Origin of the sequence: Microbulbifer sp. ARAS458-1 (assembly GCF_045348205.1) — a bacterium.
Lineage (GTDB): Bacteria > Pseudomonadota > Gammaproteobacteria > Pseudomonadales > Cellvibrionaceae > Microbulbifer.
Window position 1 is genome coordinate 3,637,094 of record NZ_CP155838.1, and the last position, 14,451, is coordinate 3,651,544.

At 57.7% G+C, this 14,451-nt stretch carries 13 protein-coding genes; 3 read left to right on the plus strand and 10 right to left on the minus strand.

All coding sequences use genetic code 11. The features are described 5' to 3' along the window. Window positions 1–112 precede the first annotated feature (112 nt). From AAFH99_RS15275 to dnaX, 10 genes are all read right to left on the minus strand, one after another. Entirely contained in the window at window positions 113–1,294 is a 1,182-nt protein-coding gene (locus AAFH99_RS15275) for a VWA domain-containing protein (protein ID WP_043318927.1), read from the minus strand. 170 nt (window positions 1,295–1,464) lie between these two features. Beyond that, entirely contained in the window at window positions 1,465–2,310 is an 846-nt protein-coding gene (locus AAFH99_RS15280) for an AAA family ATPase (protein WP_406828160.1), read from the minus strand. Between the two features lie 152 nt (window positions 2,311–2,462). Then, window positions 2,463–3,158 (minus strand): YEATS-associated helix-containing protein, encoded by a 696-nt coding sequence (locus AAFH99_RS15285; protein ID WP_043318930.1) that lies wholly within the window; start codon window positions 3,156–3,158, stop codon window positions 2,463–2,465. Between the two features lie 221 nt (window positions 3,159–3,379). Further along, window positions 3,380–3,745 (minus strand): hypothetical protein, encoded by a 366-nt coding sequence (locus AAFH99_RS15290; RefSeq protein ID WP_406828161.1) that lies wholly within the window; start codon window positions 3,743–3,745, stop codon window positions 3,380–3,382. Between the two features lie 27 nt (window positions 3,746–3,772). Further along, window positions 3,773–4,231, minus strand: a complete 459-nt coding sequence (locus tag AAFH99_RS15295; protein WP_043318934.1) for a YcgN family cysteine cluster protein — start codon at window positions 4,229–4,231, stop codon at window positions 3,773–3,775. A 24-nt stretch (window positions 4,232–4,255) separates the two neighbouring features. Continuing rightward, window positions 4,256–4,549, minus strand: a complete 294-nt coding sequence (locus tag AAFH99_RS15300) for a YcgL domain-containing protein (RefSeq protein WP_406828162.1) — start codon at window positions 4,547–4,549, stop codon at window positions 4,256–4,258. Continuing rightward, window positions 4,546–5,688 carry a ribonuclease D gene (gene rnd / locus AAFH99_RS15305; protein ID WP_406828163.1) on the minus strand — a complete coding sequence of 381 codons (1,143 nt, stop codon included), beginning with the start codon at window positions 5,686–5,688 and terminating at the stop codon, window positions 4,546–4,548. Before rnd ends, AAFH99_RS15300 begins: the two co-directional genes overlap by 4 nt. A 3-nt stretch (window positions 5,689–5,691) precedes the next feature. Next, a complete protein-coding gene (gene recR / locus AAFH99_RS15310) occupies window positions 5,692–6,306 on the minus strand; it encodes a recombination mediator RecR (RefSeq protein ID WP_043318940.1) in 615 nt (204 codons plus the stop codon). 87 nt (window positions 6,307–6,393) lie between these two features. Next, on the minus strand, window positions 6,394–6,741 hold the full coding sequence (locus AAFH99_RS15315) for a YbaB/EbfC family nucleoid-associated protein (RefSeq protein WP_043320333.1): 348 nt from the start codon (window positions 6,739–6,741) through the stop codon (window positions 6,394–6,396). A 118-nt stretch (window positions 6,742–6,859) separates the two neighbouring features. Continuing rightward, a complete protein-coding gene (gene dnaX, locus AAFH99_RS15320; protein WP_406828164.1) occupies window positions 6,860–9,010 on the minus strand; it encodes a DNA polymerase III subunit gamma/tau in 2,151 nt (716 codons plus the stop codon). A gap of 319 nt (window positions 9,011–9,329) precedes the next feature. Here dnaX and AAFH99_RS15325 point away from each other — a divergent pair, with 319 nt between their 5' ends. From AAFH99_RS15325 to AAFH99_RS15335, 3 genes are all read left to right on the plus strand, one after another. Further along, the gene (locus AAFH99_RS15325) at window positions 9,330–9,860 is read left to right on the plus strand and encodes an RNA polymerase sigma factor (RefSeq protein ID WP_043318946.1); all 531 of its coding nucleotides are present in this window, start codon (window positions 9,330–9,332) and stop codon (window positions 9,858–9,860) included. Window positions 9,861–10,326: 466 nt separating this feature from the next. Beyond that, window positions 10,327–11,367 (plus strand): FecR family protein, encoded by a 1,041-nt coding sequence (locus tag AAFH99_RS15330; RefSeq protein WP_406828165.1) that lies wholly within the window; start codon window positions 10,327–10,329, stop codon window positions 11,365–11,367. A 126-nt stretch (window positions 11,368–11,493) separates the two neighbouring features. Then, a complete protein-coding gene (locus AAFH99_RS15335; protein ID WP_406828166.1) occupies window positions 11,494–14,397 on the plus strand; it encodes a TonB-dependent receptor in 2,904 nt (967 codons plus the stop codon). Window positions 14,398–14,451: the final 54 nt, after the last annotated feature.

The window sequence follows — 14,451 nt, forward strand, 5'->3', positions numbered from 1 at the left end:
TGTTTTCTTCGCAGAATCATTGTAACCAGATTGGTTCAGGCTTTTTCAGTTATCCCAAACTGTGGGACAGCAGTGGCATGACGGGAGTCAATTTAATACCGGGTTCCGGAATTCAACGCCCCTTCACCAAGTAGGCAATCGCCCTATCCAGCCCTTCGATGGTCATGGGGTACATATGCCCATTGACCAGTTTCTGGGTCATTCCGGTGCTGGCGGTATATTGCCAGTACTCTTCGGAGGAAGGGTTTAGCCAGACAAGTTTTTCGTAGGTATTGGTGACCCGCTGCATCCAGGCCGCGCCGGGTTCTTCGTTCATGTGTTCGACACTGCCAAAGCGGCTGGTGATTTCGTAGGGAGCCATGGCGGCGTCGCCGACGAAGATTACCTTGTAGTCTTTGCCGTAGGTGCGCAGCACTTCAACGAGGGGTGTTGCTTCGGAGTAGCGGCGGTGGTTGTCTTTCCACACGTGTTCGTAGATGAAGTTGTGGAAATAGAAATATTCCAGATGCTTGAACTCGCTGCGGCACGCGGAAAAAAGTTCTTCACACTGTTTGACGTATGGATCCATGGAGCCACCCACGTCAAAAAAGATCAGTACTTTTACCGCGTTGTGCCGCTCAGGCACCATCTTGATATCTAGCAATCCGGCATTGCGGGCGGTGGAGCGGATGGTGTCGTTCAGGTCCAGCTCTTCGGCGGCACCGGTGCGGGCGAACTTGCGCAGTTTGCGCAGAGCGACCTGGATATTGCGGGTGCCGAGACTGATGCTGTCATCGAGATTGCGGTACTGGCGTTTCTCCCAGACTTTGGAGGCAGACTTATTGCGGCTCTGGCCGCCGACACGAATACCACCCGGGTGATAGCCGCTGTTGCCAAACGGACTGGTGCCACCGGTACCGATCCATTTATTGCCGCCACTGTGCTTTTTCTTCTGTTCCTCGAGACGCTTTTTAAACTCCTCCAGCATCTTTTCCAGTCCACCCATGGACTCGATCTTTGCCTTCTCTTCCTCGCTCAGCTGCTTCATAAACTCCGCACGCAGCCAATCTTCCGGAATCATCTGCTCCAGAATATCGTCGAGGGTTTCCAGGTCTTTGAAGTAGGCGGCGAAGGCGCGGTCGAATTTGTCGAAGTGCTTTTCGTCTTTCACCAGACAGGTGCGGGCGAGGAAATAGAACTCGTCCAGATTGGCGTAAACCAGGCGTTGTTGGAGGGCTTCCAGCAACGAGAGGAGTTCGGTAATGGATACCGGGAGCTGGTAGCGGCGAAGGTTTAGGAAAAATCCGATCAGCATAATAATCGCACGACGAAGTGAATTGTTTCGGGCGAAGGTGGTGCTGGCGGGTGGAGGTTTGCGAAACCTTCCGCGAGAGGGACCTCGTGGAAGAGCCCCCATGGATGGGTTCACGGCGTGTTTCGCAAACCTCCACCCGCCAGCACCGCCGCCACCTCAATCAGTTCTAATCAGCGCCCTTCTCGACGAGCCATAAAGGCAAGGCGCTCAAGCATATGCACATCCTGCTCGTTCTTCAGCAGCGCACCGTAGAGGGGCGGAATCGCCGAAGACCCATCGCGGTTTTTCAGTACGTCCTCGGAGATATCGTCCGCCATCAACAGCTTCAGCCAATCGATCAGCTCCGATGTGGAAGGCTTTTTCTTCAGCCCCGGGACCTCGCGGATCTGGAAGAACACATCCATCGCCTCGGCCACCAGCTGCTGCTTGATATCCGGGTAATGCACATCCACGATCTTCTGCATGGTCGCGCGGTCCGGGAAACTGATGTAGTGGAAAAAACAGCGGCGCAAAAACGCATCCGGCAATTCTTTCTCGTTGTTCGAAGTGATAATCACAATGGGACGGTGTTTGGCAGTAATGGTCTCGCCAGTTTCGTACACAAAGAATTGCATACGATCGATTTCCACCAGCAGGTCATTGGGGAATTCGATATCCGCCTTATCTATTTCATCAATCAGCAGCACCACCCGCTCGTCGGCCGCAAAGGCCTCCCACAACTTGCCTTTCTTGATGTAATTGCCGATATCGTGCACCCGGTCCACCCCCAGCTGAGAGTCTCGCAGGCGCGATACCGCATCGTATTCATACAGCCCCTGCTGGGCCTTGGTAGTGGACTTGATATGCCACTGGATCAGTTTCAGCCCCAGACTGCTCGCCACCTCTTCCGCCAGCAGGGTCTTGCCGGTGCCCGGCTCACCTTTGATCAGCAGCGGGCGCTGCAGGGTAACAGCGGCATCCACTGCCATTTGCAGGTCGTCTGTGGCTACGTAACTGTCAGTACCGGTGAACTTCATGAATGCTCCGAATGCCGTAATATCGCAGACGAACATGGTAAAGGATGGCCCGGTGGTGGCCAAAGGCGGAATCGGTCAGATTGGATGACGGCAGCGGCCGCGTGGTGCCTGGCCTCCGTCAAACAGCCACCGGCGCGACCTGAAATGGGAAATCAGTCAGGGATCGACTGTGCGGGCTGCGACCGGCGGCGGCGCACTACCTGGCGACCTTTGTCAGTGATATACCAGCGGATACCCAGATGGCTGTGGATTTTACCCACCATTTCCAGCACCAACAGGCTGTTCAGTGCGCGGGCCACAGAGTTGGTCTCCATACTGCCTTCCTGCACCATCCCCGCCAGTGAGCGGAACACACAGTCCCCATTGTTCAGCAGACTCAGCACGTGCAGAGCATTGTCATCCAGCTTGCGGATCTGGTTGAAGTCGAGTGTCGGCCCCTGGTCTGGATCTCCCTCAATCTCATGCTCCAGCAACGGCATCATCTCCAGCTGCATCGCACGGATTTCCTGCTCCAGATTCTCTACCCGGGCGCGGGCAATGCTGGCATCACGCAACTGGCGGCGAGCAGCGTTAAACACGAACATACGCGATGCAATCGCCGCGAGCAGACAATAGCCGGTGAAGATGAGCAGTCGCGAGGGATCCCCCTGAATCTCGATCAGCAGATCACTCTGGGTGAACTTGAGAAAGATGGGTACCATCAGGGCGCCACACAACCCCATAATCAGGCAGCGTGCCAGACCCGCCGGATCTTCTTCGGTAAACAGCATCTGGTAGTAGTTGACCAGGCCCCCGAGAATACCGGAGACCAGCATGACCGCAGTCAAAATCAGCAGGTGATCGAGCATCCCTGTCCCTTCATTCCATGCACAGCAAACGCCACGACAGGCACTTATTGTGTTTGTTGATCATTTGCGCACAGCTGGTGCGAACAGCTGAATTGCGACGGGCTTAATTAGATATAGCAGTTTGCGGCGCGGACGGCTGAAGCGAGACGGGAGGAAAGTAGTGAATGGCGCCAGTAACCGCCTGAGCGGCTATCTGGCACGGGAGGACGAGATATGAACGGTCAGTACTGGTCACTCTCAGTCATAGGGCGATCCTTGCGCCGGCGCATCATGAGCATGACGATACCGACAATCAGCATCACGGCAAGAGCGCCAGCCGCAGCGAACACCAGGCTGGCGGACACCTCCGGGGTGGCCCCGTCTTCCTCGAACAGGGTCTGATAGACAAACAGAGGTAAAACGGGCACCAGCGGGCCATCAGCTTCGGTGCCGCGCGCGGGAACCAACAGTACCGTGGCACCGACCAGCAGCAAAAGGTTGCGCACCCAGGACCAACCCCAGTTGCGCATAAACCACCAGCCGGCCGCCAGCAACACTACAACACCCGCAACGTATGTCGCCCAGGCGAGCTTGAACTCTTCTGCCATTTGAATGCTCTTTAATCTCTTTCTATTTCAGCCCGGCTCATCGCCAGACCAGATAACAATATATTCTTCATAGTCTTCGGCGCGCACTTCCGTTTCGCTGATGACACTATCGCGTACCGATATACCTGCCCTGTGTACCGACTCAGGATCACCGCTTATCAGTGGATGCCACTCGGGTAACTGACCGCCGCTGGCGAGAATCCGGTATGCGCAGGTTGCCGGAAGCCAGGTGAAATCTGCCGCGCCCTGCGGTGTCAGCTGGATACAGTCCGGCACATGCTGTTTGCGATTGGAATAGTCCCGGCACTGGCAGCTGTGGGTATCCAGCAGTTTGCAGGATACACAGGTGGTCGCGATTTCTCCGGAGTCTTCATCTTCCAGCCGATGCAGACAACAGCGTCCGCAACCGTCGCACAGGGACTCCCATTCTTGCGTGGTCATCTCCTGCAAGGATTTTCTCTGCCAGAAAGGCCGCTGGCTAACCATAGGATCTAACCACAGGAATACCGATTAACCACGAGACAGCTTGCTGTTTTGCGCAGCGATTGCCCGCATCTCATCATCCACCACCGGTGGCATCTGCAGATAATAGCCTTGATCCTGCAGCGCGTTGATGACCTTATCCACATCCGCGCGCGCCAGCTTGCGCTCCGGGGTTACCAGCAACGTGGTCACATGCACCGGCTTGCCGAACATTTCCCGCAGTTTCTCTGGCACCCGCGCCAGACCATCCTGCTTGGCGACATACAGGTACATTTCATCTTGCCGCGGGCTGCGGTAAATGTCACAGATCAGTTTGCTCATCGTTTCAGTTCTTCTAATTCCTGCAAAAGTGGCTCGCCTACGACAGCGCGACGCCATCCGGTCAGGCGCCCTTCCAATTGTGGCTGCGGAGCCTGCACCAGAACTTCCAGCTCTTTTTTGCGTACCAGAATTTCCGCTGGCAGCCCCGCCGCTTCCGCAAGTTCGCTGACCTTTTTACGCAGCAGCTTGAGCACCTCGCCCTGCTCGCGGTTCAACGGCTGCGGCAGGCGCGCCGGAGGGTTATCGCGCTCGGCGGCGCGGGCGATAATCTCCAACAGGGTTTCGCCGTAACGGCGCAGGGTTTTGCCTTCGAGACCGGGCTGCGCGAGAGTGGCCAGATACTTGGGCATATTCTGCGCAAGCGCCAAGCACACATTTTCCTTCAGCAGGTGGTTGCGAGGCATATTCCGAGCTCGTGCCTCCCGTTCCCGCCAGGCGCACAGGTCCTGCAAAACTGCGAGCTGGTTCTGGCGCAGGCGCCAGGCACCTTTGACCTTGAGATAATACTGTTCCGGCGGCTCTGGCTGACGTGCCGCTGCCACCATCGCCGTACAGTCTTCCCACAGCCAGTCGAGGCGACCCTGCTGGCGCAGCTGCTTGAGCAGAATGCCATAAACGAATGGCAACCAGGCCACATCCAGAGCCGCGTAATTTTTCTGCGAATCACTTAATGGGCGCTGTAGCCAATCGGAGCGTGTTTCACTTTTGGGCAGGTCGATCTGCAGCAACTGGCTGACCGTAGCTGCATAACCCAATCCGGCTCCCATACCAGAAATAGCGGCGGCGATCTGGGTATCGAAGATGGGGTCCGGAATAGCGCCGAGCAATCGATCCAGGGTTTCCAGATCCTCACTACAGGAGTGCATGATTTTCACCACGCGGGTGTCCTGTAGCAACTCCTTGAGCGGCTCCAGATTATCAATCGCGAGGTTATCGATCAGGTAACAGTGCTTGCCATCTCCAATCTGCACCAGGGCCGGCTGAGGATAGAAAGTGCGGCTGCGCATAAACTCCGTATCCAGTGCCACTGCACTCTGCGTACGCCAGCGGCTGCACAGCTCGGCGAGTTGCGCGTCACCATCCACCCAGATGGGCGTGGTATCCACAAGTTGTTTTTCAGAAGTATTAATAGATCCCACCTTTTACAGCACCGTACGACTGTTAAACGCGTGCGCCAGGGTGCCGCCATCAATGTATTCCAGTTCCCCACCGATGGGGACACCATGGGCAATGCGGCTTACTGCCACACCCTTGGCGCGGGCGCGCTCGGCAATAAACTGTGCAGTGGCCTCCCCTTCCACGGTGGGGTTGGTAGCGATGATCAGCTCGCGAATAGCCGCACCACCATGCTCCTCACCGTTCTCAGATAGGCGCTCACCTAACAGGTCCAGCCCGATATCCGCCGGTCCCACGCCATCAATGGGAGACAGGTGACCGTGCAATACAAAATACAGACCGTGGTAGTTGCCCGCCTGCTCGATGGCAAGCACATCTGCGGGAGTCTCCACCACACACAGCATGGTGTGGTCACGCCGGCTGTTATTGCACAGGGCACAGACATCCTGCTCAGTCAGTGTTCGACAGCGTGTGCATCGACCCACCTTTTCCACCGCCTGCTGCAATGAACTGGCGAGCAGGCCGGCGGCGTCGCGGTCTTTTTCCAGCAGGTACATGGCCATGCGCTGGGCCGACTTGGGGCCCACACCGGGCAGACAGCGCAGCGCGCGGATCAGGTCTTCAATCAGGGGACTGAACATAGTTTGCGTTCAAATATAAAAAGGGCCCACGCAGGGCCCCGAAAAATTGTCAGGGACGAGTACATCCGGCCTATCGAACGACATTAATCAGCCGAAGGGAAATTTAAAACCTTCCGGCAGATTCATGCCTGCACCGAGGTTACCCATCTGCTCTTTCTGTACCTTTTGCGCAGCCTCTTCCACCCGGCGCACGGTATCGTTCACTGCCGCAGCAAGAAGGTCCTCCAGCATTTCCTTGTCTTCACTGAGCAGGCCTGCATCGATATTCACATCCACCACGTCGTGGCGGCCATTCATGGTGACCTTGATCATACCTGCTCCAGATTCACCGGTAACCCGCAGGTCGGTCAATTCCTGCTGCACTTTTTCCATGCGCTCCTGCATGTCGGCCTGCATCTTCTGGGCCTGCTGCATTAAATCGCCGAAACCTTTCATCATGGCAATTACCTATCTATCTCATTACTTCTGTATTTCGATTCATCAATCCGATAAACCCCGAGGGTAAGGCATCCCGAACCGGGTCAACCCGAACCTGGATCAATCCCAATCCGGCTCAACCCAGATATTCAACGGAGTCTGGCATCAGCTGGGCGCCCAACTCTCGCTGTAATTCCTGCACGACCGGGTCCTTGTTAAGAGAGTCCCGGGCCGACAACAGCTGCGCTTCGCGGGTAGCCGCCACCAGCTGCGCGGGCGTTCCGCCGTACACTTCCCCTACCTGAATCTGAACCGTGACCGGCTGACCAAAGAAGTCCCCCAGTACATCTGCAAGGCGGCGCTGATGGCCGTCGTCGTACAGACTGCTGCGGGTCTGATCCAGGGTAAAAGACAGTATATTGTCCTGCCGCCCCAGTAGCTCCAGGTTGGAGGCAATGGAATGCAGGATACCGGTCACCCCCATTTGTGGGTACATGGCAGGCCAACTACCCGGAGTCAGGGCCTCCAGCCGCGCGACCGGAGCTTGCGCCTGCGAAGCCGGGGCCGGTTGCGGCACGGCATCGGCAGAAGGCGGCGGCGGTGCCGATTGCACCTCGGCGACCTGCTGGCGCAGCTGCTCGCGCATCGCCGCACGATCATCCCCGGCGCTGGCTGGCGCAGGCTCCGAGACGGCCTCTGCCTGCATCGCGGCCTGTGGCTGGGGCTGCATTTGAGATGGAGGCTCTGGCTGAGACTGCGACCCAGGCCAAGATTCCAACTCGCTTACCGGCCCCCGTCGCGGCATTGATTCCGACTGCGCCTGGGCAACGGCCTCTGCCGCCGGGCCAGCTGAATGTGGCTCGGGGGCATTTTCAGCGGCGGGCTTTTTTTCCTCTTCCGCTGCCACCTCCCGGGATTGCGGAATTGATGAAGGCTCTTCGTCCCAAGGCGGCGCCTCGTCCGCCGGAGGTGCAGGCTGCACTTGTGGCTCGGGCCGGGGCTCGGAGGGCGGCGCGGGATCTTGCTGTGGCGACTCTACCGTTTGCGGCTGTGAATGCTGCGGCTGCGAGCGCGTATCCTGAAACTGGGGAGAAACCGGGGCTTGCGGCGCCTCCACGGGCGACTGCGCCACCTCACTCGGCTCGGCCTCGGCAGATTGCGCAGACGCACCGGCCAGTGGTGCCGTGGGAATATGCGCAACTCCCTGGGGTTTGAATGCGAGCATGCGCAGCAGCGCCATTTCAAAACCACCGCGGGGATCCGGCGCCAGCGGCAGGTCCCGACGTGCAAGCAGGGCCATCTGGTAGAACAGCTGGACGTTTTCTCCGGCCATGGACGCCGCGTGATGCCGAAGCAACTCGGCATCACCAAGGGCATTGTCGATAGACTCGGGCAATACCTGGGCGATGGCAATGCGGTGCAGAATGGACGCCAACTCCGCCAGTGCTGCACCGTAATCCGGCGCCTGCTCGGATAGCTCTCCCACGGCGTCGAACAATGCTGATGGATTTTCATCCGCCAGCGCCTGTACCAGCTTCCACACCAGGGTGCTGTCCAGAGTCCCCAGCATGGTACGCACTTCCGCCTCGCTGATCTTGCCGCCGCCAAAGGCAATGGCCTGATCGGTGAGGCTCATGGCATCCCGCATACTGCCATCGGCGGCGCGGCCAAGGTGCCATAGGGCCTGCTCCTCAAATGGTACCAGCTCTTTTTCAAGCACAAAGCGCAGATGCTCTACCACCCGCTCCGGGCTCATGTTTTTGAGGTTGAACTGCAGGCAGCGAGACAGCACGGTAACGGGCAGCTTCTGCGGATCAGTGGTGGCGAGCAGGAATTTGACGTGGGGAGGTGGCTCTTCCAGGGTCTTCAGCAGTGCATTGAACGAGCTGTTGGAAAGCATGTGCACTTCATCGATCAGGTAGACCTTGTAGCGGCCACGGGTAGGCGCGTACTGCACGTTCTCCAACAGTTCTCGCGTGTCTTCCACCTTGGTGCGCGAGGCGGCATCCACCTCGATCAGGTCCACAAAGCGGCCATCGGCGATTTCCGTACACACCGAACACTGCCCACAGGGTTCCGAGCTAACCCCGGTCTCACAATTCAGGCACTTGGCGAGAATTCGCGCTATGGTGGTTTTACCCACCCCACGAGTACCGGCAAACAGGTAGGCGTGGTGCAAACGGTTGTTGTCCAGGGCGTTGATCAGTGCCTGGAGCACGTGCTCCTGCCCGACCATTTCCCGAAACAGCCGCGGCCGCCACTTTCGCGCCAGTACTTGATAACTCATTCGTTCTCCGCAGTGGCAACTGCCATGAAGGTGCCACGATGTGATAGTTGGTTACGGGCCAGACGCCTCTGGCCCGCCGCAAAACTTGCAAAGTCGGCCATTATACCGGCATCACCGCTGAGGAGTAGAGATCCGCCAGCGGTCATGAAAATTGGCCTCTCAGCGTAATCAGGCACGATGTTTGAAAGCAACTTGACAGGTTCAGTCATCTTATCGTGTCAAAACGACCACTCGTCGATTGCTGTGCAGCTGTGTTATAACTGGCGATGCCCGCCTTATAACAAACACAACGAGCGCAGTACGGGGATCCCACCAACCAATGAGTAGAGCCCGGAAGTCACTTCTGGAGAAGCTGTTTGCCGATCATGGCCAGGCACTGGTGCGATTTATTACACGCATCGTGCGCAGCACCGAAGATGCGGAGGATATTGCCCAGCATGCCTATCTGCGCCTGCAAAAGCTCAGCGACGAGAAAGATCTCGAGAACCCTAGGGCTTACCTGTTCCAGATCGCCAACAACCTAGCGGTAGACCAGCTGCGCCGCGGCAAACTGCACATTGAGTACGTAAGCCAGCAACTGCCTCCGGAAGGAGCCACCCCTGGCGATGACGATCACGGCTACCACCAATCCCCGGAGCGTGTCCTCGCTGCCCGCCAGCAGTTGCAGGCCATTCACCAGGCCATGGACAGCCTGCCGCTGAAATGTCGCCAGGCGTTCCTGCTACACCGCAGCCGCGGCCTTTCCTACGCTGAAATCGCCCACGAGATGAACATCTCCGTGAGCAGCGTTGAAAAATACATCCTGCAGGCACTCAAAGTGTGCCGCCAGAAAGTCGGAACCCCCGCGTAACGCGCCACCTTCCTTTGCGGAGCCGGAGCGCTCCCCTCACACAGCGCCGCTCGCCGCAGAAACCTCACGGCTAGGCGCACTTCTGTTGCCTCGAGAACCCCCTTTGAACAAGCTTGGCGCACTGCAGGATCGAGATGCACCGCAGTGCAGCAAAAAACCTGAAAAAGAATTGAGGGGGGAGGCCAGTCGATCGTCTTAATTGTGAGTGGCAGCATCCGTACAAAAAACAACGGAAACCACATAGATAATGTGCTAAATTTTGCGAACTTTTATTGCATAAATTGCGCAGGACGAACAGAAGCGTTGATTTGAACGCCCCAAAAGAGCACCATATTGGTGCGAGCGGGCGTAAATGGTTCTAGAGATTCACCATTTACTCAATAGACAACTCTGACAGGCAGCTCGATAGATTATCGGATAACAAGGTGTTAGTGCGGTGAATCCTCAGGAAGTACAAGAAGTACCAATGGATGACAGGCTCGATCAGGCGTGCGCCTGGATCGCGCGCCTGCGTTCCGACGCGATCAGCGATGCTGAACGCCGCGCTTTCGCCGCCTGGATGTCCGGGTCAGCCGCCAACCGTGAGGCGTTTGACGAGATGACCGAGCTGTGGGGCGATCTTGGCGCCCTCTCGCACATGCCACTGGACGACCTATACCCGGAAAGCGTCCCCAGCAGCAGCCACCGTGCAACCTCTCAGCCAGCATCTAACACCGCCGCAGGTCCAGCAGACACTGCGGCTGCCAGCACTGGATGGAACCTGCCCCAATGGTTGATGGGTGGCAGTGCCGTTGCCGCCTGCCTAGCCGTTGCCCTTTGGGTGGGCAATGAGTGGCTGCAGAAAGCACCGGTACAGCAGCAGATTTACGCCACCGCAGTGGGCGAAACCCGCACTGTGTCCCTCGCAGATGGCTCTCAGGTACAGCTGAACACGAATTCCGAACTCATCGTCAACTTCAGTCGCGACGAACGCCGCACCCAACTGCTGCGTGGCGAGGCTTACTTTGATGTGGCCCGTCAGACTTCCCGCCCGTTTACCGTAGCCGCGGGCGAGGCCAACATTCGGGTGCTGGGCACTCAGTTCAATATCGAGCGCAACCCTGACAATACCCGGGTTTCTGTCACCGGCGGCACCGTGGCGGTAAGCGAAGCCCGCACTGCCAGTGGGCTACAGCCAGAAAGCGTGAAGCTTACCCGCAACCAGAAAGTCAGCGTATCCAACAGCGGGCTCTCCGAAGTGGCGCGCACTTCGGCAGATGAAGCACTGGACTGGACTCGCGGCCAATTGGTCTTCGACCATACTCCGCTGGACGAGGTGCTTGAAGAGCTCAACCGCTATCTCAAGGTTCCCGCCGCTGCCGCGCCCAACGTTGGGGATCAGACACTGTCCGGTACGTTTGAGCTGACAGACCCGGAGAGTACCCTTGCTGCCATCGCTGCGGCCCTCGACCTGAGCCAGGACCAAAGCGACCCCAACCTGACTCTCTTGTCACCCAAGCGTAACTAAGATATAACTCTCGCCCGGGGGAAACCGTACTTTTTTTAGCCAAAAGCTGACCGGTTGCCCAGACCACAACACAAATGAAATAAAGGCTGTGCTTTCCGGTTGCTGATCGTGCCGGAAAAGGGCGGGATGAGAGCATTGAACAATCGGCATTGGGCAACACTGTCTCTGACAGGGCTGATGCTACTCGCTCAGAGTAGTCTTGCCGCCTGCCCGAAAACCGGAGTACAAGTTCCCGCAGGCAGCCTTGCCCGCGCGTTGATTACCCTCGGGCGCCAATGCCGAATTTCCCTCGTGGTTCAGGCCGATAGCGCCTCGTCCACTCAGATTCCCCAACTGTACCTGGAAACCCCAGATGGCAGTATCACTCCTGCGTTGAACCAACTGCTGGAGAGATCAGACCTCACCTTCACCCACACCGGAACCAATGCGGTGGCCATTGTGGCGAAGGAACCGAGCGTCGAGCAGGACACCATAGACAAAACACAACTACTGGAAGATGAGGTCATTGTGACCGGGCGCAGCCTGACCGGTAGCCACCTACGCCACCTGAAGCTCGACAGCTACGCCCCCATTGATGTACTTGCGCAGCCGGAGCTGGAGATTACCGGCGCCCAGACCATATCGGAGCTGCTCAAGTTCCTGCCTGCAGTCTCTGGTAACTCGACCAGCACCTCGGTCACCAATGGGGGTAATGGCACGGCTACCGTCACCCTGCGCGGTCTCCCTGCAAGCAATACCCTGGTACTGATCAATGGCCGACGCATCGTCAGCAACGGCTTCGGTGGAGAAGCTGCGGACCTGAACACCATCCCCCTGTCTGCTGTGGACCGCATCGAAGTCCTCAAAGACGGCGCCTCGGCGGTGTACGGTTCCGATGCCATTGCCGGTGTAGTGAACATTATTTTGCGCAGGGACTTCGACGGTTTGTCGGTAAACACCTATTACGGCCAGGCAGAGCGTGGCGACCAGGACACCAGCTCTTACAGCGTCACCTGGGGTGGCGGCAGTGAGGACACGCATTTGATGCTCAGCCTGGCGGACTATCGCCAGGGGGGAATCCTGAGCCGCGATCGCGACCTGTCCGCGTCTGCAGATAACCGCCCTCTTGGCGGTACCGACCTGCGCTCGTCCGCTTCCCCGCAGGGCTTTATTGCCCTCGCTGACGAAGTGGTAACCAACACCGAAGACGGCTATGGCCCTTGGACCCCGGAAGACCTGTATAACTTCCGTGAACATACATCCGCCCGGGTACCGTCGGAGCGACAATCTCTTTACCTGGCACTCAACCAGCGATTGAGTGCGGACACCCAAGGGTTTGCCGAGTTGATGACCGTGCGCACCCGCTCCGAGTCCACCCTTGCACCCACCCCGGTGTTTACCCGTTTTGATAACGGCGATCTGACCATTACCAGTGACAATATCTACAACCCGTTTGGCGAAGATATCACTGATGTGCGCAAGCGGGTGCTGGAATTAGGCCCACGGGTTCAATACAACGGCACCGACACATACCGGCTGAATACGGGCTTCAAAGGCTTGATGGACGACTGGCAATGGGAGCTGACAGCGGCCACCCATTACACTCGTGCGCGGGAGACACTCTCCAACCTGATTGACCCGAACCACCTCTCCCTTGGCCTCAAGGGTCCGGATGTCTGCACGGAAAGCGCGGGCTGCACCCCCATTGATTTGCTCGGGCAAAGCGGCAGTATCGATCAGGCTCAGCTCGACTATATTCGCAGTGCCAATCGTGTTGATGGGGCCAGCCGCATGACCTCGCTCACCTATATCGCCGATGGTCCACTGGGGCAAAACGCCGCCGGTGATATTCTCGCCGCGGCCGGTGTCGAAGTGCGAAGAGAAGCCATCGACTTTACCTCGACCGACGCCAATGGATTTTCATTGATTGGCGGTGTTGCCTCAGGCTCCGCACAGGGAAACCGCCTGATCGGTGAAGCCTTTGCGGAAATATCCCTGCCTCTGAAAGCGGAACATCTTTGGCTGGATGGCGCCATTCGCTATTCCGATTACAGCGATTTCGGTAATACCGCCAATCCGAAACTCGCGCTGCGCTGGCGCCCACTACCCACGGTTCTGGTTCGCGCCAGTTACGCCACCGGCTTCAAGGCACCAACGCTGGTCGATATGAATCAGACTGGTTATCAAAGCCAGGAATTTCTGTTCGATCCCTGTACCAATAGCAATGCGACAAGCCTCCCCGGCTGCAGCGGGCGCGCCGACCAGGCGCGTATTCAGTATCTCACCGAATTCGGTGGCAACCCGGATCTGCAACCGGAAACCTCAGATAACCGCTCCCTCGGTATCGTCTGGACGCCCGGGGACTTTACCGGATTTCATGCCAGCCTGGACTTGTACGATATTCGACAGAACGATGTCATCGATACCAGCCCACAATACCTGATCAATGAAAACGCGATAAACGGCGTGTTCGCGGACCGGGTGCAAAGAGACGAACGTGGCGATATCACCCGCGTCGTCGCGACGCGCCTGAACATCGGCGCCCGGGAAGTGCGTGGCATTGATGCCTCACTGCGCTATCAACACCAGTCGAAGGAGCTTGGACTGATCCGCTGGTCCATGAACAGCAGCCATATGGCGCGCTACCTGAACCAGCTGGCCCCGGGCAGCCCGGTAGAAGATCTTGCGGGCACCTTTGCCGATTCTGCCAGCGGTGGTGCCGGTTCGCTACCGCAATGGAAGGCAAATGCCGGCTTGTACTGGCAGCGCGGACGCTGGGAAAGTGGATATACCATCCACTTTGTCAGTGAACTGGAAGAAAGCTTTACGCTGAACGACGCAACCGTAACACGCAATATTCCCAGCTGGTCCACGCACGATGTACAGCTCGCGTACGCAGTTCCCACCGGGTTTCGTTTCGCAATCGGTATCGACAATCTGATGGATAAAGCTCCGCCATTTGCAGCGTCGGCTTTCAACGACAACTTCGACGCACGCACCTACGAACTCACCGGCCGCTACTGGTACACCACGTTCAGTTTCAACATGTGAAGCAGCAGGTGCCAATTCATTTCACCCCCCGCGAAATTTCCCTCTATCCTGATC